The sequence below is a fragment of the Sinomicrobium pectinilyticum genome (assembly GCF_003725735.1).
Lineage (GTDB): Bacteria > Bacteroidota > Bacteroidia > Flavobacteriales > Flavobacteriaceae > Sinomicrobium > Sinomicrobium pectinilyticum.
Genome location: NZ_RJTM01000093.1, coordinates 26,524 through 53,062 on the forward strand (window position 1 = coordinate 26,524; position 26,539 = coordinate 53,062).

General features: G+C 45.5%; 18 protein-coding genes. 6 read left to right on the top strand and 12 right to left on the bottom strand.

Annotation, left to right across the window (positions count from 1 at the left end; translation table 11 throughout):
- Nucleotides 1–2: 2 nt before the first annotated feature.
- Nucleotides 3–1,298 (bottom strand): NAD(P)/FAD-dependent oxidoreductase, encoded by a 1,296-nt coding sequence (locus ED312_RS13115; RefSeq protein ID WP_123216466.1) that lies wholly within the window; start codon nt 1,296–1,298, stop codon nt 3–5.
- Between the two features lie 406 nt (nt 1,299–1,704).
- Between ED312_RS13115 and ED312_RS13120 the strand changes: the two genes are divergently transcribed.
- Nucleotides 1,705–2,199: an RNA polymerase sigma factor gene (locus ED312_RS13120; protein ID WP_123216467.1), complete on the top strand. Its 495-nt coding sequence runs from the start codon at nt 1,705–1,707 to the stop codon at nt 2,197–2,199.
- A gap of 2 nt (nt 2,200–2,201) precedes the next feature.
- The gene (locus tag ED312_RS13125; protein ID WP_123216468.1) at nt 2,202–2,813 is read left to right on the top strand and encodes a hypothetical protein; all 612 of its coding nucleotides are present in this window, start codon (nt 2,202–2,204) and stop codon (nt 2,811–2,813) included.
- A gap of 88 nt (nt 2,814–2,901) precedes the next feature.
- Here ED312_RS13125 and ED312_RS13130 read toward each other — a convergent pair whose 3' ends face one another.
- From ED312_RS13130 to ED312_RS13140, 3 genes are all read right to left on the bottom strand, one after another.
- Nucleotides 2,902–5,667, bottom strand: a complete 2,766-nt coding sequence (locus ED312_RS13130) for an alpha/beta hydrolase family protein (RefSeq protein ID WP_123216469.1) — start codon at nt 5,665–5,667, stop codon at nt 2,902–2,904.
- Nucleotides 5,668–5,767: 100 nt separating this feature from the next.
- The gene (locus ED312_RS13135; RefSeq protein ID WP_123216470.1) at nt 5,768–6,583 is read right to left on the bottom strand and encodes a lysophospholipid acyltransferase family protein; all 816 of its coding nucleotides are present in this window, start codon (nt 6,581–6,583) and stop codon (nt 5,768–5,770) included.
- A 95-nt stretch (nt 6,584–6,678) separates the two neighbouring features.
- On the bottom strand, nt 6,679–7,242 hold the full coding sequence (locus tag ED312_RS13140) for an NUDIX hydrolase (RefSeq protein WP_317125679.1): 564 nt from the start codon (nt 7,240–7,242) through the stop codon (nt 6,679–6,681).
- A gap of 76 nt (nt 7,243–7,318) precedes the next feature.
- Here ED312_RS13140 and ED312_RS13145 point away from each other — a divergent pair, with 76 nt between their 5' ends.
- Nucleotides 7,319–8,074, top strand: coding sequence for a peptidylprolyl isomerase (locus ED312_RS13145; protein ID WP_123216472.1), 756 nt, complete (start codon nt 7,319–7,321; stop codon nt 8,072–8,074).
- Nucleotides 8,075–8,153: 79 nt separating this feature from the next.
- Here ED312_RS13145 and ED312_RS13150 read toward each other — a convergent pair whose 3' ends face one another.
- The 3 genes from ED312_RS13150 to ED312_RS13160 form a co-directional block, all read right to left on the bottom strand.
- Nucleotides 8,154–9,776: a sodium:solute symporter gene (locus tag ED312_RS13150; RefSeq protein WP_123216473.1), complete on the bottom strand. Its 1,623-nt coding sequence runs from the start codon at nt 9,774–9,776 to the stop codon at nt 8,154–8,156.
- A gap of 68 nt (nt 9,777–9,844) precedes the next feature.
- Entirely contained in the window at nt 9,845–11,170 is a 1,326-nt protein-coding gene (xylA, locus tag ED312_RS13155) for a xylose isomerase (RefSeq protein WP_123216474.1), read from the bottom strand.
- 68 nt (nt 11,171–11,238) lie between these two features.
- Nucleotides 11,239–12,735 (bottom strand): xylulokinase, encoded by a 1,497-nt coding sequence (locus ED312_RS13160; protein WP_123216475.1) that lies wholly within the window; start codon nt 12,733–12,735, stop codon nt 11,239–11,241.
- A 414-nt stretch (nt 12,736–13,149) separates the two neighbouring features.
- Here ED312_RS13160 and ED312_RS13165 point away from each other — a divergent pair, with 414 nt between their 5' ends.
- The 3 genes from ED312_RS13165 (at nt 13,150) to uxuA (ending at nt 16,485) form a co-directional block, all read left to right on the top strand.
- Nucleotides 13,150–14,181, top strand: a complete 1,032-nt coding sequence (locus ED312_RS13165; RefSeq protein ID WP_123216476.1) for a LacI family DNA-binding transcriptional regulator — start codon at nt 13,150–13,152, stop codon at nt 14,179–14,181.
- Nucleotides 14,182–14,463: 282 nt separating this feature from the next.
- On the top strand, nt 14,464–15,198 hold the full coding sequence (locus ED312_RS13170; RefSeq protein ID WP_123216477.1) for an SDR family NAD(P)-dependent oxidoreductase: 735 nt from the start codon (nt 14,464–14,466) through the stop codon (nt 15,196–15,198).
- A gap of 117 nt (nt 15,199–15,315) precedes the next feature.
- Nucleotides 15,316–16,485: a mannonate dehydratase gene (uxuA, locus tag ED312_RS13175; RefSeq protein ID WP_123216478.1), complete on the top strand. Its 1,170-nt coding sequence runs from the start codon at nt 15,316–15,318 to the stop codon at nt 16,483–16,485.
- An 86-nt stretch (nt 16,486–16,571) separates the two neighbouring features.
- On the opposite strand, the gene ED312_RS13180 is transcribed toward uxuA, so the two are convergent.
- The 5 genes from ED312_RS13180 to ED312_RS13200 form a co-directional block, all read right to left on the bottom strand.
- Nucleotides 16,572–17,693: a glycoside hydrolase family 43 protein gene (locus ED312_RS13180; protein WP_123216479.1), complete on the bottom strand. Its 1,122-nt coding sequence runs from the start codon at nt 17,691–17,693 to the stop codon at nt 16,572–16,574.
- Between the two features lie 168 nt (nt 17,694–17,861).
- On the bottom strand, nt 17,862–20,756 hold the full coding sequence (locus ED312_RS13185) for a glycosyl hydrolase 115 family protein (RefSeq protein WP_240643097.1): 2,895 nt from the start codon (nt 20,754–20,756) through the stop codon (nt 17,862–17,864).
- A 39-nt stretch (nt 20,757–20,795) separates the two neighbouring features.
- On the bottom strand, nt 20,796–21,317 hold the full coding sequence (locus ED312_RS13190) for a DUF5597 domain-containing protein (RefSeq protein WP_123216480.1): 522 nt from the start codon (nt 21,315–21,317) through the stop codon (nt 20,796–20,798).
- Between the two features lie 307 nt (nt 21,318–21,624).
- Nucleotides 21,625–23,136 carry a RagB/SusD family nutrient uptake outer membrane protein gene (locus ED312_RS13195; RefSeq protein ID WP_123216481.1) on the bottom strand — a complete coding sequence of 504 codons (1,512 nt, stop codon included), beginning with the start codon at nt 23,134–23,136 and terminating at the stop codon, nt 21,625–21,627.
- An 18-nt stretch (nt 23,137–23,154) separates the two neighbouring features.
- Nucleotides 23,155–26,196 carry a SusC/RagA family TonB-linked outer membrane protein gene (locus ED312_RS13200; RefSeq protein ID WP_240643098.1) on the bottom strand — a complete coding sequence of 1,014 codons (3,042 nt, stop codon included), beginning with the start codon at nt 26,194–26,196 and terminating at the stop codon, nt 23,155–23,157.
- Between the last annotated feature and the right edge of the window lie 343 nt (nt 26,197–26,539).

Genomic DNA, 26,539 nt, shown 5'->3' on the forward strand with positions numbered 1-26,539 from the left:
GGTTACTTGATTGCCGCTTCCCTTCCCTTCTTTTTATAGGGCCGGATAATAAGCCTTGCTTCCCGGTCAAAACGGATGTAGTTGTATAACCAGTTTACAAATACGACCATTTTATTTTTAAAACCTATCAGTGCAAAGAGGTGCACAAATATCCATACGAACCAGGCAAAAACACCCTGGAATTTCCATCGCGGAAGATCCACAACCGCTTTATTCCTGCCCACGGTAGCCATGGAACCTTTATCGAAATAACGAAAAGGCTTCATGGGCTTGCCCAGTATGTATTTAACCAGGTTACTTCCCAGTAATTTTCCCTGCTGTATCGCAGGCTGGGCCATCATGGGATGTCCCTGCGGATATTTCTCGGTAGGCATATAAGCCACATCTCCGATAGCAAAAACATCTTCATATCCCTGTACCTGGCTGAATTCGTTCACCATTATACGATTGCCCCGGGCAATTAATTCCTTTCCGTCCACACCTTTCAGTGTTGCCCCCTCCACACCTGCAGTCCATATCAGGGTTTCCGTTTCAAAGGACAGCCCGGTATTGGTAGCTACCGTATAGCCATCATAGTCCGTAACAAAGGCACTTTTCCAAATATTAACCCCAAGTTTTTCCAGAAATTCTTCGGCTTTTTTGGAAGCTTTCGGGCTCATGGCGTCCAGGACCCGGTCCGTTCCCTGGATAAGGTTTATTTGCATCTGTCGTATATCCAGGTCTGGATAATCTTTAGGCAGAATTCCTTTCTTGATCTCTGCCAGCGCACCGGCCAGTTCTACACCGGTAGGGCCTGCCCCTACTATGACAAAGTTCATCAGGGCATTTCGCTTGTCAAGGTTGTTGGTAAGCAGCGCCTGCTCAAAATTTTCGAGAATAAGGCTGCGAAGGTTCAATGACTGTGGGATGGTCTTCATGGCCATTCCGTTTTCCTTTATATTGTTATTCCCAAAATAATTGGTCCTGGAACCCGTGGCAATAACCAGGTAATCATACGTTATAACGCCTATATCCGTTCGGATGGTTTTCTTCTCCGGCTCTATACACTCTACATGGGCCAGCCTGAAATAAGAATTCGGGTAATTTTTCAACACTTTCCGGATGGGATAAGCTATGGAATCGGGCTCAAGGCCTCCGGTAGTTACCTGGTACAACAACGGCTGAAATGTGTGGTAATTGTGTTTATCAAGCATGACCACCTGGACGTCCTGTTTTCCTAAGCGCTTTGCCAATTCAAGGCCGGCAAAACCTCCGCCTATGATTACTATCCTGGGAGAACTGGTCTTTGGAATATTCATTATGAAGAATTGAGATTTATAATACAAAGGTAAGTGTTATCTATCTTTTTACTATTGAAGAGAGCTGATTTATTCCGTCAAAAAGATTACAGAATCAACATATTTTTAAAAATGCGTGATACCTCTCTTGAGAATGCTGTTTTTCATATTAAATTCACATCAAAGATCACCTCTGAAAAAATACCGGGCACCACTATATTAATATTTCTGCAAAAGAGGCGGTAATTCCAAACATATTGTCTTTATATCGATAGCAAGAGGGCCTGTGCCGGCCGTTAGTTATATCTCCCCAATTCCGGTCGCCTGTGATTACTGTATTCCCCCGGTATGCGGAATTCATATTATTCCTTCTATTTTTGTAACAATCTTTATAAATGTACTACTAATCATAAAACAATTTTAATTAGTGGACAAAGAACTGGAACATAGTTTCGTTACTGAGCTGGAAAGAAACCAAAATATAGTACACAAGGTATGCAGGTTATATACCTCCATGCCGGATGAACACAATGATTTGTTCCAGGAAATAACCATACAACTCTGGAAAGCCTATCCCAAATTCAGAGGAGAAGCAAAATTCAGCACCTGGATGTACCGGGTTGCCCTGAACACTGCTATTACCCTGTATCGGAAATCAAAGAGAAAAGTGCCTACACAAAGTTATGAGAACATACTCATTAACCTTAAGGCAAGCGAATATAATGATGACGAGGAACAACAACTAAAATTAATGTACGATGCTATAAAACAATTGAGTGATGTGGAAAAAGCCTTGATATTTCTATACCTGGAGGATAAAAATTACAAGGAAATATCCGAGACCCTCGGTATAACGGAAATAAATGCCAGGGTAAAAATGAACCGGATAAAGTCGAAGTTACGAACTATTTTGAACCCGTAGTTATGGATGAGTTAGAGCTGTTAAAAAAGGATTGGAAAAAGAAAGAGGCCTCATTCCCGAAGTTATCTTATGAAGATATTTACAAAATGATCTGGAAAAGGTCCTCTTCGAATGTGAAATGGATATTCATCATAAGTATGCTGGAACTCTCGTTCGGGCTCATATTCCTGTTTTATACCCCTTCCTATATGGAAGAGATGAATTATGTTTTCATAGATGTCCTGTTGTACATGACTTACCCGGTTATCATTTTCTTTGTATACCGGTTTTACATGAATTACAAAAAAATATCCGCTACTTCTTCCGTAAAAGGACTCATGGACTCTATCCTGAAAGCGAGAAAGACAGTCAAGCATTACATTATTTTTAACCTTGCTGTCATTTCCGTAAGCTCTATAAGTACTTCCATCCTGGCTTATGTCAAAGGACATGGGGGATGGGATGTTTACAAACAGAATTCCCAGCTCAGCGACCATCTTATTCTGATCTTCTTTGTTATACTCGTCACTGTGCTTATCATAGGAATATGCCTTGGCATTTACCTGCTTCTTTACGGCTTTTTACTCCGGCGCCTTAACCGGAACTACAGGGAACTCAGACAACTGGAAGTTTAAGGGGAATGGTCCCGAAAAAATAATGGCTATTGCTTACAGAACCAGTAGCTCCGCATTCAATAATCCAATAATACATTATTCAGGAATATTAATACGCCTTATCAGATTCCTTTTGCAGGGCAGGGCGTCCTTTTTCCATCCATTGCGGTATTTTTTCACCTTTCAGATAGTGGTCGAAAAACTGCATCATACGAATGGAAAGATCTTTGCGGTTACCCCAGCTACTCCCCTTTAGGTTATGGGGTTCTCCGTTATAGGTAAGCATCCATACCGGTTTGTCCAGTCTCCGTAAAGCCACAAAAAACTCTATCCCCTGGTACCACGGCACAGCGCCATCATTATCATTATGCATCATCAGCAACGGCGTGTTTATCTTATCGGCATAAAACAGGGGGGAATTTTCCATGTAGAGATCCAGTTTGTCCCACAGCGTTCCGCCTATACGGCTTTGTGTATGCTCGTACTGAAACATCCTGCTCATACCGGTCTGCCAGCGAATGCCTCCATAGGCGCTGGTCATGTTACTCACCGGGGCCCCTGCCATGGCAGCAGCAAACATATTGGTCCTGGTGATGAGGTAAGCAGTCTGGTACCCTCCCCAGCTTTGTCCCTGAAGGGCGATATGAGAAGCATCTATATAAGGATGGTCCGCTATAAGTTTTTCCACTCCGCTTACGATACAGTCATAGGCACTTTGCCCGGGATATCCTTCTTTATACACGATGTCCGGTACAAACACCAGGTAATCGTTACTGGTATAAAAGGTTTTGTTTATCGTGGACCTGCTGGGGGCCGGAATATAATGCCTGTGATATGTATCCGAGCTCAGTTCGTAAAAGTATACCACCATGGGATATTTTTTGCCGGGCTGCATGTTTTCGGGTTTGTACAGCAAGCCCTGCAGCGGCACATTGTCATAATTTTCCCATTCTACCAGCGAAACACTCCCCCATTTAAACTCTTTTTGCTGCGGATTGGCTTCGGTAAGCTTCTTCGGGGTATCTAACGTTGTTGTTGTTATCCAGGTATCGGGATAATCCGTAAAGCTTTGCCTTGTAAAAAATACTTTATCGGCATCTTTGGCTTTTCGGGGAGTTCCGAACATATAATCTCCTTCCAGGGCCTTACGGGGAGCTTTTTCTCGGTTTATATCGGCAAGGGCATACCCGGCTTTTTTTGTCACTTCTTCAAAAGAGGACAACCATACTTCTTTCCCGGTATTTATAAACTTTTCTTCCGGGTCCAGTTGCAGGTACCTGTATACCGTTTTGTTCTCCCTGCCGTTTTTGGTAACTCTTACAGGCCTGCCTTTTCCCGCCGGGTCCAGCTTCCAGATATCATAACGATCGTATACGAAAACAGCTTTGTCGCCTTCGGACCAGCCTGCTACTCCATACGGGCGAGGCTCACTCGGGGTATCGTGCCTTTCGTCGTAAAAAGGAGTATCAATCCCCTGGGTAAGTGCTACGGTGGCGTTGTTCTCAAGGTTTACGGAATAATAAATGCTGTCCTTCCTGTTGTAATACACTGCATATTTCTGCGAAGGCCCAACCCACATGTGGCCCTGTTCTTTTACCAAAAGCTTTTTTGCTCCCGTTCGCAAATCTATCGTATAAAAGTCCCTGACCCATAATCCTGTCCAGGACAAAGCTCTCTGGTAAGAGTCTCCGTCTTCGGCCAGCACATATTTTCCGTCACCATGGTCCAGCACAGTGACATCGGCCAGCGTACTGTCGGACAATTGCATCGCCTTTCCGGAATCAAAATCGTATACCGCGAGATAATTTTTCTTTCTGTCTTTTGCCAGGTTTACTTTTTGTTGCGGTTGCAGCCGTTTATCCGTCCACGACCAGATATCCACGGAAGACCGCTCGTTATTAAGGAGGGTATCTTTCCGGTTCTCATCTTCCCGGAAAGCAGTCCCGAAAAACAGTCGTTTCCCGTTTTTCGAGAAAAATACATTTCCGTTTTGTGAGGGAACCCAGTTGGCCGGGATGTTACGGATATTTCCGGTTTCAATTGCGGAAATCTTTTTCTTGTTCCCCGTATAAAGGCTGTATGTCTTGATTTTGGTCGTGTCCGGCGAATACAGGAACCCTACTTTCTCTCCCACGGGCCCGAGGGTGATTTTCTCTACCGAGCCTTCCTTATGGAACAGGGTATCGGCCCTGCGGGCCTCCGCATCAAAATATACCACGGTTGCCCTGGTCACCGTACTGTCTTTTTCTTCTGTTCCCAATAATAATTTATTCTCCTTAAGGGCCCAGGCAAAGGATTTGACATGGTGAAATACCATACTGTCCTTTTTGAACGGGTTCCGAACAATCAGCAGCGTGTCTTTTTCTTTCTTTTTGGAAGTTGTAGCCGTATCGCCTTCTTTCCTGTCCGCGGATACCGCTATAGTTTTATAAGCCAGCCAGTCCCCTCCTTCCGCCGGGATGCTAAAACTCTTCACGTTCGGGTATTTTCGTATTTCCCCGGTCTTTAAAATATAAACGCCAAGGGAATCTACCGGGAGTTTATATTTTTTCCACTTTGCGGTTTCTGCCTTTCTTCGAAGGGCTATCGGCGGTTTTATACTGAAAGAGACGAATGAACTGTTGCTGCTGATATGGGCATCCGCCCCCCTGGTAATAGTATCGGATACACCGGTACCGGTATGGGTTATAACAAGGGCCCCGTCCCCGTTACCTGCGTTGTATTCATAGACGAGATAGTTCCCGTTATTGGACAATTGTTTTTTTTCAATAGATTTCCAATTGTCGAAATCGTCTGTAGAAAGAGATTTTTTCTGTGCAAAAAGTATTCCTGCCGAGAAGAGCAGGAACACAGAGACACGTAGTTTTCGCTTCATGTTAGTTCGTGTTTAATTTTACGGAATTGAGTTAGTCAGCCAGACTTACGGCCATTATATTTCTTTTTCTTTTTTCAATTATTCCGTCCGCACACTATGCTTAATCCTCCTCTTTATAACTCCACCGGCGCTTTTGGTTCAGGGCCTCTTCTATTTCCAGTGCTTCTTCCGGTATCACTTTAAGGAAAGACGGATGCTGCTCAATGGCATATTCCAGTTGCTCCACAATTTGCTCCACACTATCATTTTCGTAGTCTATTTCCAGCGGTTCCTTTATAACCATAGACTGTAATATCCCTTTCTTTTTCACCCATATGCCCTTTTTGTCAAAAGACCTTCGGAAACCATCTATAACCACGGGGATCACTATAGGTTTGTATTGTTTAATAATATGTGCTGTCCCTTTTCGTATGGGTTTCCAGGGTTTTGTGGTTCCCTGGGGGAAGGTAATTACCCAACCGTCTTCCAGTGCTTTGCCTATATTTTCCGTATCCTGCGGATTTACACCGCGCTGTATTTCCTTCCCTTTCTCTCTCCATGTACGTTCTACGGTAATGGCCCCCGCATAGGCCATGATCCTGGCCAGGAGCCCGGCGCGCATGGTTTCCTTCGCAGCTACATAATAGATATTCAGCTTTGGCCTCCAGATATATCCTACATTTTTTATGGAATCCACCCTGTGGGTAAGGCTTGCGTTAAATACATGGAACATGGCTACGACATCGGCAAAATAGGTCTGGTGATTGGATACGAACAACACACCGGTACCCGGCAGTTCTTTAATGATCTCCGATCCTTCGATCTGGAGTTCATTAAATCCGCGGTACCTGCGATGCGTAAGCACACCGAATATCCTGATCAGCCATTTTTTCAGGAACAGAATATGTCCGAAAGGATTTTTTTTGAAGAATCCCATTTACAGGTCATTAGGTTTTAAAGGGCACGACAACAGCCGGGCCTACAAAAATATATAATTTATATCATTAGCTCTTCCCGGGGCAGTAGCTGCACTTAAATAAGTGCCATGCCCAAAAGGTCCTTTACTTCACTCAACATGGCGGCAGTAGCACCCCAAACGGTATATCCATTAAAATTAAAATACGGTACATCCGCATTTGCGGAATACGAGGTTACAATGGTTTTCCGCGCTACCAGGTTATCATCCAGTACATTCTCCAGCGGCACCTCTATAAGTAACTCCACTTCTTCTTCCTGGGGCAGAAATGACGGGGTTTCTTCCGATATACCCAGAAAAGGATGTACCAGGAAATTACTCGGCGGCACATACAGTGTTGTCAGCGCCCGGACAATCTTTATTTTTTCCGGCGGAATCCCCACCTCCTCCTGTGTTTCCCTGAGGGCCGTTATCCGGATATCGGCGTCTTCCCTCTCCATTTTCCCCCCGGGAAAACCTACTTGGTTAGAATGTATGCCCTCGTATTTCTTGCGCAACAGCAGGACAATATTCGTTTTGTAACTGTTATCGGGATAAAACAGGGCCATAACTCCGGCTTTCCGGGGATTTTTCAGGGAAAGATCCACTTCACGTAATTCTTTTGCCGGAACGGAAGCCATTTTATACTGGGATTCCTGCCCCGGTAATGGCAGATTTTTTATTTTTGGAACTAACTCTAAAAATTCATCAAAATTCATGTTACGCAATACTCTGAGTCTTTTTACAATAATACTACTTATATTTTTAACCGGATGCCAAGAAAAAGCTAAAAAATCTGCCGGAGAACTCCCCCCGGCTACGGAACAAAATGAAGCGGACACTGTGGCAGACCGGGAGGCCGGGACGGACACTGTTCCCAAAAAAGACAGCATCCCCCGAAATATCAAAACGGAAGATACCATCGTTCTCAATGATGACAATGCCATCCCCTTCTTTTTTGAATACAACAAAAAACACAAGGAGAACAAAGTAAAAATATCAACAAAATACGGCGATATTATCATAGAACTTTTCCGGGAAACTCCCTATCACCGTTCCAATTTTATTTATCTGACCAAAAAAGGATATTTTGACGGTACCTATTTTCACCGGGTGGTGAAAAATTTCATCATCCAGGGAGGGAATTCCGATAGCCGTATCACGGCGAGAAAGCGCACGGATATAGGGAGGTACCTTCTCCCTCCCGATACGAGAAAAGGGTTCAAGCACCACCGTGGTGTGGTATCCATGCCCAGCAGTGACGAGGTGGACAACCCGCACAAACTGGCCTCACCTTTCGAGTTTTTCATTGTGGTACAAAGTCCCGGGGCGTATCACCTGGACGGAAATTACACCGCCTTCGGCCGGGTGATTCAGGGTATGGACGTAGTGGACAAGATATGCGACCTGCCCACGGACGACCGCGAATGGCCTTATGAAAGCGTAAGGATGAAGGTGGAAATTATAGAATAAAAGAAGAGCCCCACGGGCGTGGGGCTCAACCGGAAAAGAGGTCATAGGCCTCTTTTATAAATTATATAAGGTTAAATCATTACCCCGTAAAATACAGCATAATCGCTGTAATAATCACTACGATAAGTACGGAAGTAACTATATCCACCCAGCTGTAACTGTTTTTCACTTCTGCTTTCTGCTCTGCCGTCAATGTGCCCAGGGCGAGCCCTTCGACCTGTTGGGCAGAAGGTTTTGCCGAAGATAGGCTTACCCCCACGAGGATACAAAGGGAGATCACGAATATGACGATAGCGAAATGAGAAAACGGGATAGCTATGATATCGCCCAATACACCGGAAAATTCGTATCCGGGATTAAAGGTCACTATGGTATCCAGGATTAACCGGAAAAGCCCGATCCCGAACCCTATGTAAAGGGTTGCCATAGCTCCTTTTGCATTAATCCTTTTGGAAAGTATCCCGAGAAGGAACACTGCCGTAATCGGCGGTGCGATATAAGACTGAACGGATTGCAGGTAATCATATAATGTTCCCGGGGCATTTTTCATTACGGGTATCCAGGCAAATCCGAGGATAACAATAACGCCTGTTGCTATTTTTCCTATGCGGAGCAACTTGGTCTCGCTTTCATTCGGCCTTAATTTTTTGTAAATGTCTATGGTAAACAATGTAGAGCAGGAATTAAATACCGAAGCCAGGGAACTCATAAGTGCTGCCAGTAATCCTGCAGCGACAAGCCCCCGTATTCCTGCCGGGAGCAGGGTTTTTACCATTGTCGGCAGTACTTCGTTGGCATCGTTATACTGTAATACTCCCTGTTTGCTGAGTGCAAAAGCCACCATTCCCGGAACCAGGAAAAGGAAAACGGGAAGAATTTTTAAAAACCCGCCCCATATGGCACCTCTTCTGCCTTCTTTGACATTTTTTGCGGTCAATACCCGTTGCACAATATACTGGTCCGTGCACCAATACCATATCCCTACGATGGCACCTCCGAATACCATTCCTGTCCACGGGTACCGCGGGTCATCGGCAGGGCGCCACATGTTGAAGTGTTCACTCCCGACGATCTCCTTAAGTCCGGACCATCCTCCGATGGCTTCGTGATTAAGCCCTATAAAGGTTACGGCCAGCGCTCCGCCTATAAGGATAAAAGTCTGGAGAGTTTCCGTATAGACCACGGCACTCATTCCCCCCACAACGGTATATACCCCGGTGATGACAAGGGTAAGTATGGCTCCCGTCCAGAAATCTATTCCCAGCAAAGACTGGAATACGATCCCTCCTGCATAAATCGATACGGAAACCTTGGTAAGTATGTACCCTACCAGGGAGAGTATGGATAAAAACCACCTCGCTTTGGGGCTATATCTCCGTTCCAGGAATTCGGGCATGGTAAATACCCCGCTCCTGGCATAAAAGGGTAAAAATACCCAACCGAGGAGCAATACGATCCAGGCGTGTAATTCGTAATGCGCCAGGGGCATACCGCTATCGGCACCCGCCCCGGCAAGGCCCACCAGGTGTTCCGAGCCTATATTGGACGCAAAAATAGACGCCCCGACGACGAACCATCCTACATTCCGGCCGGCCAGAAAATAATCTTTTGTGTCTTTTTGCTTTTTGCTCATCACCCAGGCAGCAATACCCAGGAGGAGTACAAAGTACATCCCTATGACAATCCAGTCCAGTTGTTCCATAATTCCGGTTTTTGGTTAGTCATTCCGGTACGGGGCAGTGGGTTTGTCCCCGTACCGGATATACTGACTTAAATATATTGATTGATCAGATTCTCAAATAATTCCTGTTTCCCGCTTTTTTGCTTAACATCCTGGTTGTCTTCGGCATACCGGTATAATTCTTCCAGAGAAGTCATTCCGTCGGCAAAGACCTTACCGTCGCCCGAGTCAAAAGAGCTGTAGCGTTCTTTGCGCAATGCCAGGTATTCCGACTCGTCGAGGATTCTCTGCGCTGCAACCAGGGCACGTGCAAACGTATCCATTCCCCCGATGTGTGCATAGAAGATATCTTCGAGATCCGTAGAATTCCTCCTGGTCTTGGCATCGAAATTAACGCCTCCGCCCTGGAAACCTCCGGCCTGCAGGATAACCAGCATAGCCTGGGTAAGCTCAAATACATCTACCGGGAACTGATCGGTATCCCAGCCGTTCTGATAGTCTCCGCGGTTAGCGTCTATGCTGCCGAGAAGATTGTTATCTGCCGCAACCTGTAATTCGTGCTCAAAAGTGTGTTGTGCCAGGGTAGCGTGGTTTACTTCCACGTTCAGTTTAAAATCGTCGAGCAGGTCGTATTTGGTGAGGAAACCGAGTACGGTAGCCGCATCAAAATCGTATTGATGTTTGGTGGGCTCCATGGGTTTGGGCTCGATGAAGAACTTACCTTTAAACCCTTGTTTACGGGCGTAATCCCTGGCCATATGCAGAAAAGTGGCAAAATGTTCCTGCTCCCGCTTCATATCGGTATTCAGAAGGGACATATACCCTTCTCTGCCCCCCCAGAAGACGTAATTTTCACCTCCGAGCTTAATGGTTATATCCAAAGCGTTTTTAACCTGGGCCCCGGCTTGTGCCAGCACATTGAAATCCGGATTGGTTATCGCCCCGTTCATATACTTCGGGTGACTGAAGCAGTTTGCGGTACCCCAGAGCAACTTTACACCTGATGCTTTCTGCTTTTCCAGTGCGTAGTCGGATATGAACTGCAGTCTCTTTTCGGATTCTGCCAGGCTGCTTCCTTCTTCAATCAGGTCAAAATCGTGAAAACAATAGTAAGGTACTCCGAGTTTAGTTATAAATTCAAAGGCGGCATCCATTTTATCTTTAGCCTGTTGTTTCACATCCGACGCCTCCAGCCACGGAAATTTTTTGGTGGGCATCCCGAAGGGGTCTCCCCCGGTTCCGGTAAAGGTATGCCAGTAGGCTACGGCAAAACGGAAATGTTCTTTCATGGTCTTTCCCCCCACGAGTTTATTCTCATCATAGTATTTGAATGCCAGTGGATTCCGGGAAGAAGCTCCTTCGAACTTTATCTGCCCTATTCCCTTAAAATACTCTTTCTCTCCTAATGTGATCATTTTTTTCTTGCATTAATTATGTTATACTTCGGTGTCAGGTGTTAGTAATTTTGTGCTGTTTACGCTATTCATGCCCGGAACTGTTGCTGAGCCTTTAACAAGGCTTCTTTCCAGCTCTCATAAGCTTGCCGGTAGGCCCCCTTATCTTTAAGAGGAGTATGGGTTGCTATATATTCATCGCCCGAGAAAGTATCTCCGAAACTATCAAAGTCGCCATAACTATAGCCCGCTGCACGTGCGGCGCCTACGGCCCCGGTGGTGTCTACAATATGTATCTCCCTGTCTGTCAATGTAGCTATGGTTCGTGAAAACAGTCCGGACCGGAACAGGTTATCCCCCCCGGCTTTAATGGCAGTCAGTTCTACTCCGTCATTCTCCAGTACTCCTATACCGTAGACAAAGGAAAAAGCAATCCCTTCCAGGGCTGCACGATACAGATGGTGCTGTCCGTGGATATTAAAGTTCAGGTTTTGTATCCCCGCTCCTATGTTTGCATTGTTCAGCATCCGTTCGGAACCGTTCCCGAAAGGCAATATCCGGAGCCCGGCAGCCCCGACAGGGACCGTTGCCGCCATTTGGTTCATTTCGTTATAGGAAAGTGTTCCGCCGGATATCTGTTCTTTCATCCAGCGGTACAGTATCCCGGCTCCGTTAATGTTCAGTAGTTTACCGATGCGCGGAAGCTCCGGTTTATGGTTGACATGTGCAAAGTTATTGATGCGGGTCCCTTCTGTAGTATGGGTTACATCGCTTATGGCATACACTACCCCGGATGTCCCCCCGGTAGCTGCTATTTCCCCGGGATTAAAAACATTGAGAGACAATGCGTTATTCGGCTGGTCGCCTGCCCGGTATAACAAAGGGATTCCGGTTTTCAACCCCAGTTCTTCCGAAGCCTGCCCGGTAAGCCTTCCCTGTTCGGAAAAAGTGGGTACTACTTCGGGTAACACGGAAGTGTCTATTCCCGCTTCCTCGAGCAGCCACAGGGCCGGTTTATTGTCTTTGAAATCCCAGGTGATCCCTTCGGAAAGCCCCGAAGGTGTTGTAGTACATTTTCCCGTAATTTTCAGGGCTATATAATCTCCCGGAAGCAGGAACTTGTATATTTTTTCATATATGTGCGGTTCGTTTTCTTTCACCCATTTCAGTTTGGACAGGGTAAAATTTCCCGGGGAATTCAACAACCGGTCCAGGCATTTATCTTCACCCGCTTTTTCCAGAAGCCGGTTTCCTGCATCTACCGCCCGGCTATCGCACCAGATTATGGAATCACGAAGAACTTCTAATTCTTTATCTACAAGGACCAGTCCGTGCATCTGATAAGATATACCTATCCCCGCAATCTTTAACGGATCTGTTTTGGTCTGCTTTATCAGCTTTGCAGTGGCCTTGCACAAATTATCCCACCACATTTCCGGATTTTGCTCTCCCCAGCCCGGTTCAATAGAAGTTATGGGCATTTCCTTATCGGGCTGTTGTGTTATTCCAACCACCCTGCCGCTCCCGGCCTCGACGAGAGAAGCCTTTATCGAAGAACTTCCCACATCATATCCTATCCAATACATATTTAAGACGGGTTTACTGTATATTATTGTATTATTAGCATTGTAAATCTGCAAAAAAGACTTATAGTTTATTTAACTATAAGATATGGTAAAAATAACCATAAGTTTTGATGTAGCAAATTTTTTATTACAAAATCGTTTTTTGCAACCGGTTGCGGCTCAAATATACATTTTTCCGCTAAAAAAATAAATATATCTTCGTGCTAAAAGGAACCCGCCCGATTTCCAAAGCCGTACCATTCGCCGGTTACATAACACCACGCCCTTTCCGCTTTATCCGTTTTTATTATACAATTAGGTGTAATTCCGTATATTTGATGGCTTTGAACCCACTTCTTTTCAGGTGATCCTATCCGGAAAACAGGTAAAACCGGTAAACGGAAACCGGTTGACACTACAGATTAAACAACAAACATGAAAGCGAAAAAGGAAATCACCATTTACGACATAGCCAAAAAACTTAAGTATTCTCCTTCTACTATATCGCGGGCTTTGAACGACCATGAAAGTATCAGCAAAAACACCACCCTGTTAATCAAGAAAGTGGCCAAAGAAATGGGATACCGTCCCAATTCCCTGGCCGCAAGCCTTAGGAATAACAAAAGCAAGACTATTGGCATTATGATATCCCGCATAAACAGGCCTTTTGTTTCGTCACTGATAAGCGGCATTGAAGAAACGGCAAGAAAGGCCGGGTACAACGTTATCATAAGCCAGTCCAACGACAAGTATGAAAATGAAGTCATAAATGCGGAAACTCTATACAACAGCAGGATCAGCGGCCTTATTGTCTCTCTTTCGATGGAAACACGCAAACTGGAACACCTGCGCCGGTTCATGGACCAGGGGATACCTATTGTGTTTGTAGATCGCGTTCCTGATGAACTGGATATACACAAGGTCATTATAGATAATTACACCGCAGGGTACAAGGCAACACAACATCTTATAGAGCAGGGATGCAGCCGTATTGCCCATTTTGCGGGAGCACAGCACCGGAACGTGTACCGGGAACGGAAAAAAGGATATCTGGATGCCCTGAAGGACCATCACCTCCCGGTAGACAATGACCTCATCGTAAGTTTCAAATCCCTGAGTTTCGGTGAAGGAGAAAAGGCAACACGTAACCTGCTGGACCTCCCCCAACCTCCCGATGCCATTTTCTCTGCCAACGACACGGCTGCGGTCAGCGCCATTATGTACGCCAAAAAAAGAGGGATAAAAATCCCGGAAGAGCTGGCGGTTATCGGCTTCAACGACGACCCCATAGCTTCTATAGTAGAACCCGCCCTTTCTACCGTAATCCATCCCGCTATTAAAATGGGACAGATCTCGGCACAACGAATTTTGCAACACGCGGCGGAAGAAGATGAAAACAATAGCCCGGAGGTCACCGTACTTCCCACGGAACTTCTCATCCGGGATTCCTCTAAAAAGAAGGCATAGAAAAACAACCATATTAAAATCGGTTCTGCCCGGAAAAGATGCGAAAAACGGTGATTTACCCTGTTTCATCTTTTTACCGCAGAGCCTTTATTTGTTAATATCCCGGTCTTTTCCGGATAAAAACGCAACCGATTGCATAAAATATTTTGAAAAGGTACTTTTTTTCGTTTATTTTACAATTCCAATGCATTCCGGAATACTGTAAAAGCCTCTAAACAAGGCCTTTTTTACGTAAAACAGCCACCGGAAATGCCGGATAAACCATAAAAAATATCGGAAAATATGAGTAAAACTGCTATTGTAACCGGGGGAAATTCCGGGTTGGGTTATGCTACGGCAAAAAAATTATGCGACAACGGCATCAAGACATATATCATTGGCAGAAGCCGTGAAAAAACCGAAGCGGCCTGCAAAGAGATCGGGGAACTTGCCGTACCGGTCATATTTGACCTGAATAACCTGGAAGGGCTTCCGGAACTTATAAGGGACATCGCCAAAGATTCTCCCATAGATATATTGGTGAACAATGCGGGAATTAACATGAAAAAGGAATTTCTCGATGTTACCGATGAGGATTTTCAGTCCATTATTCACACAAATGTGTTCAGTGTTTTTTCCGTAAGCCGGGAAGTTGTAAAAGTAATGAAGGAAAACGGAGGGGGAAGTATTGTGAACATCAGTTCCATGACCTCCCAATACGGTATACCGAAAGTAATAGCCTATTCCGCCAGTAAATCCGCCATAGAGGGTATGACCAGGGCTATGGCCGTAGAACTGGCACCATTTGGTGTTCGGGTTAATTGTGTAGCCCCCGGCTTCATAAAAACCAAAATGTCTTCCAAAGCCCTGGACAATGACCCGGAACGAAAAAACAAAGTGCTGTCCCGCACGCCCATGGGAAAACTGGGCGAGCCTTCGGATATTGCCGATGCCGTTTTCTATTACGCCACTTCCGAATCCAAATTCACTACGGGAACCATATTACCGGTAGACGGCGGAAACAGCATAGGTTTTTAAGAACCGGCCGGTACATAAATAACAGGATAAAGAAAAATTAAAGGGATACCGAACCGGGGATATTACCACCAATCCGGATTCCACTCAGATAATATCAAGCTACAATATATGATACGAATGCAGCAAACCATGCGATGGTACGGGCCACACGACGGTGTTAGCCTGCAGGAGATAAAACAGGCAGGTGCCAGTGGAGTCGTAACTGCATTGCATGAAATTCCCGTTGGGGATGTATGGACCGTAGAGGCCATAAAAGAAAGACTTTCCGCAATACATGCCGAGGGGCTGGAATGGACGGTTATAGAAAGTCTTCCCGTCCATGAAGATATCAAGAGACGAAGCGGCAAATACGATCTGTATATTGACAACTATAAAAAGAGCCTGAAAAATATTGCTACCTGCGGGCTTAAGGTTATCACCTATAATTTTATGCCCGTACTGGACTGGGTAAGGACCAATACCATGTTTGTCAACCGGGACGGTACGAAGACCCTCCGGTTCGAGAAGGATGCTTTCGTATTTTTCGATCTTTTTCTCCTGCAAAGACCCGGCGCGGAAAACGACTATACGGATGAAGAAAGGGAAAGTGCCACAGCTTATGGAAACCAATTGTCCGATGAAGAAAAACAATCTCTTTTCAATACGGTTTTACTGGGGCTTCCCGGCAGTAAAGAGAATTTCACCCCGCAAAAAGTTCTGGACCTGCTCAAACAATATGAGGGTATCGATGAGCGTAAATTAAGGGAAAACCTCCGTTATTTTTTAAATGAAGTTGCCCCGATAGCTGAAAAACTTGACCTGAAACTGGCCATACACCCGGACGATCCGCCCTTTTCCGTACTCGGACTCCCGCGCATCGTATGTTCCGGGGAGGACATAGATAAAATACTGGAAGCTGTTCCGCTCAATGCCAACGGCTTGTGTTACTGCACCGGGTCTTTAGGGGCCAACCCGGACAACGACCTGGTAAGTATCCTGGAAAAGCACGGAGATCGTATTCATTTTCTCCATCTGCGAAGTGTGGAAAAGGAAAGGAACGGCGTATTTAAAGAGGCCGAACACCTGGGTGGAGATGCACCTATGGAAACCATTGTGTACAAAATACTCCAACTGATGAACAAAAGGAATATTTCCCTGCCCATGCGACCGGACCACGGCGCTCTTTTTTCCCTCGAAGAAAGAAGAGAGCATTACTCCGGGTATTCCCTGATAGGCCGGCTTAAAGGACTGGCAGAAATACGCGGACTGGAACACGGGATGGTATATGCCATGAGCAATAAGATCTGACCGGTCCCATGACTATAATCAAATACGCCCCGGCCTGTTCTCAAAACAAACCGGGGCGTATTTTTATGTCCCTGTTTTCAGAAAGACTATTCCGTCACCGTATTTATAGTCTCTATTGTACCGTCTTCACGGTGCCTGAGTTTACTGACCTTTATATTGCGCAGATGCGTTTTTCCGGACAACTCGGTGTCGTGATAAAAAATATACCACTGCCCTTTGAATTCCACAATGGAATGATGATTGGTCCACCCTTCAACCGGGTTAAGGATATTCCCCTGGTACACGAAAGGTCCGTATGGACTGTCTCCTGTTGCATAAGCTATAAAGTGTGTGTCTCCCGTAGAATAGGAGAAATAATACTTACCGTTGTACTTGTGTACCCATGCCGCCTCAAAAAACCGCCTGTCGTGATCCCCGGCTAAAATAGGATCTCCCTTTTTGTCCACAATTTCGATCTCTTTCAGTTCCTCCCCGAATTGCAGCATATCATTGCTCAGGCGGGCGACTCTCGGGCCAATGGCCGGTTCGTCATCGGCAGGTTCATTGTCATAGGGAGTTTTTGTGTCGTGATCGTACTTTCCGGTTCTCCAGTTTTGCAATTGACCTCCCCATATTCCTCCGATGTACATATAGTATTCACCGTCATCATCCCGAAATACGGCCGGATCAATACTCAGGCTTCCTTTCATCGGTTCGTTTTCAGCTTTAAAAGGTCCGGAAGGAGAATCAGAAACCGCAACACCGATACGGAACACCCCTTCTTTATCCTTTGCGGGAAAATACAGGTAATAGGAATCTCCTTTCCTGGCAGCATCCGGGGCCCATAATTGCCTTTCCGCCCAGGGCACATCTTCTACACTCAGGGCGACGCCATGATCTGTTATCTTTCCCCCTGCGGAGTCCATAGAAAACACGTGATAATCCCGCATATCAAAATGCCCCCCGAAATCATCTTCTTCCTTCCCCGCATCAATATCATGGGACGGGTAGATGTACAATTTTTCTTCAAAAACATGTGCGGAAGGGTCCGCCGTATATATATCCGTCACAAGAGGCTGATTGCGGAACTTCGTTTTTTTCCCCTCTTTTTCCTCCTTAACCTGCAAAGTTTCTCCATGCTGTTGCTTTTTGTTTCCTTCGCCGCAGGAAGCGAATAACAGACCGGCGAATAATACTGATGCTGTTTTTTTTCTATACCCGTTTTTCATGTGTTTGTTTTTATCATTTCGACTTAGTTCAATACAAGTGTTGTTTAATGGCCCGATTACACCGGTTGGTCTCGGGAAAACCGGTTACGGGCATTTCACCTGTGTTTTTCTACTGATATTGTTATGTTTAATTACTGCATTCTCTTATAATCAAAGCACTTCCATGACTTATTTCTGTGTGTTGCCTGTTATATATTTACTTTCTTCCGGGCCCAGATAACTAGGTTGAAGTCCCCCGGTATCTATAATGATCTTTTGCAAAACAATCCCCGGGTCCAGCATGCGTATATGAAGCAGGTGTTCTCCCGGCCCATCCACCTGATGTGTACTCACCAGGTCATTGATATTGTTTTCCACCCATTTTCCCCACGACTTCTTATCTTCCCCGGAGTGCATACGGACAATTTCGGGAGTATTGCCATCTATGGAAACTGCAAGGCGTTTCCCTTCCTGCGAATTTTCATAATTCAAGGTCGGGGAAACGAGGGTGTGTACCTTTATTTCACCGGGTGTATCCAGGTATATTTTGTATTCCAGATAATGTTCTTCGTTCTTCAATACGTTTTTATCCAAAGTAACCGGGAAAAGCGTTACTGCCGAACCGGTCCTGCCCAGATCGGGTATGATACCGTATTTAATCCCCGTAAGTTCCTTTTTATCCGAAAAATTCGTTGCTTCCATAGCTACGTAACCGTTTTGTTCTGTAAAGCCTTTTACTTCTTTTCCGGAGAACATATTCACCCTGGCATAAACTACAACCTCATCTTCACCCGCACGTATGGTTACGGGCACTTCCTCAACTCCGGCCGGTACCCTGGCCCAGTCAATGTCTATCCATATCCTGTCTTCTTCGCTGATCTCTCCCCCGACTGAGGAAAACAATAACCAGGGAGCCGGACTGCTGATTTTGTAGTGTAAAGAGCTCTGTCCCCTGTTAAACACCTCTATATATCTCTTACTTGTCTGATAAGGGGTTATTTCCGGGAGCACCGGTTTTTCCCCGGCATGCGGCCACCATGCTGCGGAACCTTCTATTGCTACTCCCAAAGCGGCTTTATCCGGCACCTCGATCTCTATTACCTCCGGCATGGTTTGTTCTTCGGGCTGCTGCCAGTAGGTATATCCTATGTGAGTCTGGCTCATCATATGGTTCCATTTCCCTCCTGCAAGGCTATCGTGGTAACAGGCCGTGAGCTCTGCATCTTTCCGGTATAATTCCCTTGCTCTTTCAGCCATTTTATTGGTACTGGCCCTGCCCTGTACGGCATAAAGACGGTTTTTGGCAACTGTTACATACAACGCATTGAGGTTGGCACAGGCTTTTATCGGAAAAAGTACCACCTGGTAGAAAGCATCCCTGTGTTCTCCCGGTATTTTGTTATAAATATCTTCCGCTTTTTCAACCAGCTCATTATAATCCTTCACTACTCTTTCCGCTTCCCGGTAATGGACGAGACTGTAGGTATCCGCATCGAGCAGTTCCGGTTTCCTCCTGCCGTTGTACTTGGTATAGAGGGAGAGTAACTCTGCTATTTCCCGTGCATACGTTGTCCCGAATTGTTTTGCACTCCATTCTTCTACATATCCGGAAATCCGGTCTGCAGGCCATTTTTCAGGAGACCAGGCATAGTCGAGAAAAAAGGAGATGGGGAGTTCCATGGGTTTGATATCTCCTACATTCACTACCCATATGCGATCTACCCCGTGACGATATGTAAGGTGCATCTGTTCCCATATCCTGGGAAGCGGGTTGGTGTTTAACCATTTATAGTTCCTCGGGCCTCCCACATAATCGAAATGATAGTACATTCCGTACCCGCCTTTACGCGGCGGGGCATAGGGTTCCGGGAGCTTTCGCACGTTACCCCAGTTATCATCACATAAAAAAAGCGTAACATCGTCCGGTACACGCATCCCCTTATCGTAATACTCCTGTACTTCTTTGTACAGGGTCCACACCTGCAATGTTTCTTCTGCAGGTTTGCCGGTCACTTCACTGATAATATTCCGCTGGTCTTTTATGATCCTTTCAAGAAGGGCTATGTTATTCTCTTCACTCATGGGCTCATCACCGTCTCCACGCATGCCCAGGGTAACTATACTTTCATTGTTTCCCATTCTTTCTATACCTTTCCTCCAGAAATCCCGCAGTTCTTCTTTGTTGGTTTCGTAGTTCCATGCTCCCTCGCCATACCTGCTCCATTCCACATGGGCCCGCATCAGGGGTTCATGGTGCGAGGTGCTGATCACCACACCGTATTCATCTGCCAGGGAAGCATTTAAAGGATCATCATCATAAAAAGCCCTTCCCCACATGGCAGGCCAAAGGAAATTTCCTTTGAGCCGGAGAATGAGCTCAAAGACATTTTCGTAAAACTTATGATTAAATCCGCCGAATTTTTCGTGGGCCCAGCCGGACAGTGCCGGAGCTTCATCATTGATAAAGATCCCCCTGTATCTGACTGCGGGGGTCCCTGTGCTGTACCTTCCTTTCCGTATGTATAATTTTTCTTTGCGTTTAACCGGGACATCGGCCCACCAGTACCAGGGAGACACTCCTATTTGTTCAGAGAGCTCGTAGATACCAAAAATTGTCCCTCTTTTATCACTTCCGACAATTACCAGCGCCTGTTCTACGCCTTCGAAAGGGTGGTCTACTACTTGTATAAAGGAAGTTTCCCATTTTCCCGCGATATCATTTACCCGAAGTTTCCCTTCGTTGACCAACTTGTCGATCCAGGGATTTCTTCCAAGAGTTCCGGCAAGGACAACATAGGGAGATAACGGCTTTTCACCTGTAATCACTTCCAGGAACTTTCCCGATACTTCTCTTACATCTTTCGCAAAATTCCCGGCTGCCCTCACTACACCGGCATATTCCCCTTCTCCCAGGTAGATAGGCACAGCTTTTCCGTCTACCAGAGGAAATCTTTCACTATCTTTTTCTCCGGAAACAAGGGGTTGTGCATATAGGAGACTGCTTAGCAGCAGGTAAATGCTCACCGTAAAAACAACTCGCATTCTACTGCCTTTATCCGGTTTTTGGTTATTATTGTCATACATGGTTATACTGGCTGGTTTGTTTTAGAATTTTCCCAGAGTTTATTTATAGGTATACAACTTTACTTTTTGAATACCGTATCTGTCCGCCGGAATCCGTAAATGTCTTCCCTGGTGGCTTTGGTCGCCGTTCATCCTTCTGCCGGGTTTCCATTCCCCGTTTTCGTACCTCCCTTCCTCTATCCTTGCTATCCCCGCCTTCGGGTTTCTCTTGTCATCCGAGAAAAAAGTGATCACTACCCCGGTACCGGCAACAGTAAACTCGCCCGTAGCGGTTTCGATACATAATGCTCCGCTTTCCGGCCATACTTCTTCTTCAGCCCCGGAGGACCATCCAAGGGTATGGTCGTGTTTTACCACCAATGTATATCCTTCAACATGCAGGGTATCGGTCGTATTTTTTTTGTCGAGCCACACTCCTTTCATGTTCTCACTTCCCGCATTTTCCAGGGTCAGGGGAGATAACTGTTCCAGAATTGCATAACTTTTCCCTATATTTTCTTCTTCCGGCTTATCCGTCTGAATTAAAAGTGTTATCAGAAGAAAAAAATGCCTGTTATTCATTTTTTAAAACTTTTCTGTGTAGTAGTGATCAAATACCCCCTATCTTATAGTCAAAAAGAATATATGTTGTAAATATACATAAATATTCTTTTTCGCAATCGGTTGCATTTTGTTTTTTGTTAAAAAGGATTATTATTCTCAAACATGATAGCACTCATTTTGTATATCAACAAAACCTAAGTTTTTTATGGAAATATGTAGTTTTCGTTCCAAAACTACGCCATGCAACACACTTCTTTGTAAAATACAATGCCCCGAAGGCAACAGATATCTGCTTTCAGGGCAATTGTACGAACGGGGCTGAAATTTAATACCCGTTATTCTGATCGGCCTGGGATATGCTGTTATTGGCTGCTATCTCCGCCAGTGGTATGGGAAACACCTCGTTTTTCCCTACGACAAAATTAGGTATCTGGCCACCCATTCCCCATCTTACAAGATCCGGGAAACGCACCTGTTCTCCGGCCAGTTCCACTTTTCGTTCATGTACTATTGCGGCAAATACCTCTCCGGGTGTAGATACGGGGTAGAGGGCATCCATTTCGGGAGTACCGTAATTCGGCATATCTACCCTGTCCCGCACCTGGTTCAGGTAATCAATCGCTGCATCCGAATTACCGAGGGCGTTTTCGGCTTCGGCCATCATCAGCAGAACATCGGCATAGCGTATCACCCTGAAATTAATACTGGAATTGATATTCTCATTTGCCCGCTTGTAGTAATTCTGGTATTTTTTCCACGCTGCCTTTCTTTCCAGGGGTATGTTAACCACCCCTTCCCCGTTATTGAACGAGTCGCCATTAAAATAAAAGCTGGCGGTATAGCGGGGATCACCGTCTTCATACTCTTCCAGGAGATCGTCGGAGGGATAGACGTTAAACCAGTCGTTCCATCCGTATTCCTGTCCGCGCAGTGTAGCTTCGTTCTGTCCGGCACCGGTAACATCAGAATCCCACAGGTTGCCCGCTCCAAGGCTTTCGTCATATTCAATTTCAAATATGGACTCTTCATTATGTTCCGTCTCTTCGAGAAAGTTATCTGCGAAATTTTCCGACAGCGAGAAATCATTTATAATTTCGCTGAATGCATCACGGGCAAGCCCATAATCTTCTCTGTACAGATGTACTTTTCCCAAAAGGGCATAAGCCGATTCGTAAGTGGCTCTTCCCCACTCATGCCTTTCGCTGAAGTTGCTGTAAAGATTTGCTGCAGCGTATTCCAGGTCGGGTATAATCACCTCATCGTATATCTGGTCTAGGGATGTCCTCGGAAAACCTTCCTGGTCTTCCACAATGACATCCGTTATCATAGGAACATCGCCATACCGGGTTACCAGGAGGAAATAATAGTATGCCCTGAGGAACCTTGCTTCGCCGATAGACTTGTTTTTGGCTTCCTGGGACATTCCCAGAATATCCTGAATCTTCTGCTCATTAGAGATTATATAATTTGCTTTGTTTATACCGCGGAAACAACTTTCCCAATAGGCCCGGATGGCTCCGTGGCTGGCATCGAAACTGAAAGCGAGATATTGTTGTTTATCTGCTTCTAACTGCGGGTTCCCGCTGTTCTCATGCGAGAGGTTATCCATCATAAAGAACATATGCCGCCCCCACAGGCCCTGGGTCTGCAGATTTGCATAAATAGCATTTACTGCCGATATTACCTGGGTTTCGCTCTCCAGGAAAGTTTCCGGATTAGCCCCGTTAGGATCACTTAATTCCAGGTCGTCCGTATTACACCCCGCTGCTACCAGAACCGTGATTACGGTGTAAAAGAGGACTACTGTATAATTTTTATATTTTTTCACAATTTCCATGATACTTTTCTTTTTCTGTTAAAAGGATACTTGTAAACCAAGGAAAAGGGATTTAGGCTGCGGATAGTTACCGCGGTCTATTCCCACTTCAAAATTGGAAACTTCATTGGTTACCGTATAAGCACCGACTTCGGGGTCATAACCGGAATAGCCGGCAAGGGTTATCAGGTTTTGTCCGCTCAGGTACACCCTGAACCTGGAAAAAGTACCGTTGAATACCTCCTCCGGCAACGTATACCCTACGGTTAAATTTCTCAGCCTCGCATATGATCCGTCTTCGATAAAACGATCGGACGCCCTTGTATTCAAGGTAGCTCCCTGGGCACGCGGAATACTGTTGGAAGTACCTTCTCCCGTCCAGCGGTCCAATACCCCGGTACCCGCATTAAAAAGTCTCTGCATACCTTCGGTATCAAAAAGAAGCGTGTTAAAGACATCATTGCCTGCCGTTCCACTGATAAAAACATTAAAATCAAAGTTTTTGTAGGCCGCATTCATGTTTAAACCAAAGGTAACATCCGGAAACGGGTTCCCTATTTTCACCCTGTCTTCATCATTAATGATACCGTCACCATTCTGATCTACCACCCGGATATCACCGGGCTGGGCTCCTACCTGTGTGGCATGGGCATCAACTTCTGCCGCATTCTGAAAGATTCCGTCCGTCTCAAAACCGTAAAAGTGGAATAATGATTCTCCCGGGGCTACACGTGTCAGGTTATCTTCCACTCCCGCCACGAAACTGGCACCGGTAATTTCCCCGACAGTCCCGAGAGAAAGGGCTTTATTGGTGTTGGTCCCGAGATTGAGATTTGCTGACCAAGTAAAGTCGCCATCATAATCGTTATAACCGAGATTAAATTCGAAACCTTTGGTTTCCACAGAACCTACATTCTCCGTAATAATCCCGGAATGTGTACCGAATGAAGGAGGAAGCGGCCTGTCCATTAACAGGTCATCACTCTTGTTCTTGTAATATTCGGCGGAAAGGGTAACTTTATTCTCCCACAGCCCCAGGTCGATACCTATGTTGGTCATTGTTGTCTCTTCCCATTTTACATCGGGATTGGCCACTCCGGAAGGGGAAGCCCCTATACCTGCCGAACCGTTTATGGGATAAATAAAATTGTCTATTATGGTGAAATTATAAACATAGTCGGCTATGTTATCATTTCCGGTAGTACCCCAGCTTCCCCGTAATTTAAGGTTATTGACGGCGGGAATATCGAAGAAGTTCTCTTCACTGATCAACCATCCCCCCGCAAGGGAGTAGAAATTCCCCCATCGGTTATTCGGCCCGAAACGGGAAGACCCGTCACGACGGATAGAAGCGGCAAGGATGTACTTTTCATCGTAGTTATAGTTGACACGCCCCAGATACCCTATCCGTGTATATTCGGAAGAAGTGGACCTGAGATTGGACTCCGTATTTGTCAGTTCATTGACGTCGTTACTGATATAGTTCCTGCTATAGGCATTGGTATTTGTAGACTTCATCTTCTGTTTTTCCGCCAGTACCAGTACCTCGAGATTGTGTTTCTCGGCAAAAGTGGCTGTATAATTCAGACTATTGGTATAGATCAGGGATTTGAATGTTCCCGAATTTTTTTCGATGGAAGCAAAAATCTGGGTGTGAGTAGCTCCCATGCTGTCGTCATTAAAAGAAGGTACGAAGGTATTATTGTTAAAGGTCCTGTAATCGAGACCTGCCTGTGTTTTGAATACCAATCCGTCCAGTATCTCATACTGTGCATACAGCCCTCCGATAATATTAACGGACCTGTTACGCCGTTGCGGTAATTCCAGTACTCTCACCGGATTTTCCGCATCCTGTCCGTCCACTGACGAATTGGGTCCCTGAAATCCCCCGGGATTATCCGGGTTATATATAGGGAGATACGGTGCCATACGTATGGCATGACGAATAACGGAGCGTCCGCCGCTGTCGCTTTCCGGGTTCTGGTTATTGAACACGATCTGGGCTGTTTCACCTATTTTAAACTTTCCGAAAGTAAAATTACTGTTAGCCCTGAAATTATGCCTTTTGAAACCGGTATTGCGCAGAATACCTTCCTGATCGATAAGCCCTCCGGATACACGGAAATCGCTGTTCTCATTCCCTCCGGAAATGGCAAAATTGTGCTTTTGCATAAGACCTGATTGGAATATGGCATCCTGCCAGTCGGTGTTCCTGTTCAACATATCCGCATATTGGGGATCTGTAAGCCGCTGCGGAAGACCGAAAGCTTCGGCAAACTGAATGTACTCGTTCGTATTCATAAGATCGAGCTTTTTTGTAACGAACTGGGTACCTACATAGCTATCGAGTGAAAGGGATATCTTTCCGGGTCTTCCTTTTTTTGTGGTTATCATCACAACTCCGTTAGATCCTTTGGATCCGTAAATAGCCGTGGTAGATGCATCTTTCAACACTTCTATGGACTCGATATCCTGGGGGTCCACATCTGCCAGTCGCCCTCCGATAACCCCGTCTATCACATACAGGGGATCGTTATTGTTCATTGTCCCCAGTCCCCGTATCCGCACTACCGGCGGCTGGCCGGGAGAACCGCTGTTTATCACCGAAACCCCGGAAGCCCTTCCCTGCAGGGCCTGTTCTGATGTAGTGACGGGTACGCTAGCCATGGCCTCGGCATCTATGGACTCGATGGCCCCGGTAACAACCCGTCTGGACTGTGTACCGTATCCTACTACAACTACCTCATCCAGCTGGGCCAGATCTTCTTCAAGAGTAACATTAATAGTGCTGCGGTTGTTAACGGCCACTTCTGCTTTCTTATATCCGATAAAACTAACTTCCAGGACGGCATCCGGGGGCACATTGCCAAGCGAATAGTTTCCGTCGAAATCTGTAGTAGTTCCGTTTGAAGTTCCCCGTACTATGATACTTGCCCCGGGCAAAGGACCATTGATATCAGAGACCGTTCCTGACACGGTGATGTTCTGCCCGTACATCATAATGCCCCCCGAAAGGAACAGTATACAGCAAAACACCGCCTGCCACACTTTACGCTGATTTTGTAAAATTTGTAAGTACATAATGAAATGATTTGGTTTTAAAAAGTAACGTACACGAGAAGTGCTTTTAACACTCTTTTACTTATAGTCAATATGAATATATGATGTAAATATACAGAAATATTTCATCCATACAATCGATTCCGGAAGATTTTATGCAATAAAAAGCCTAAACAATTATCATAATCCTATTTGTGCACGAAAACTTTAAGGAAAAATGAGATATCTAAAAAATCAGATTATCTCCGGATAAAAATATATTCACTCATCCTGAATGTTAAAAAAATACCAATATTCAAGTCCGGAATATCTCTAAAACAAAAAAGCGACCCTAAGGAGGATCGCTTTTTTTTAAATCTTATGT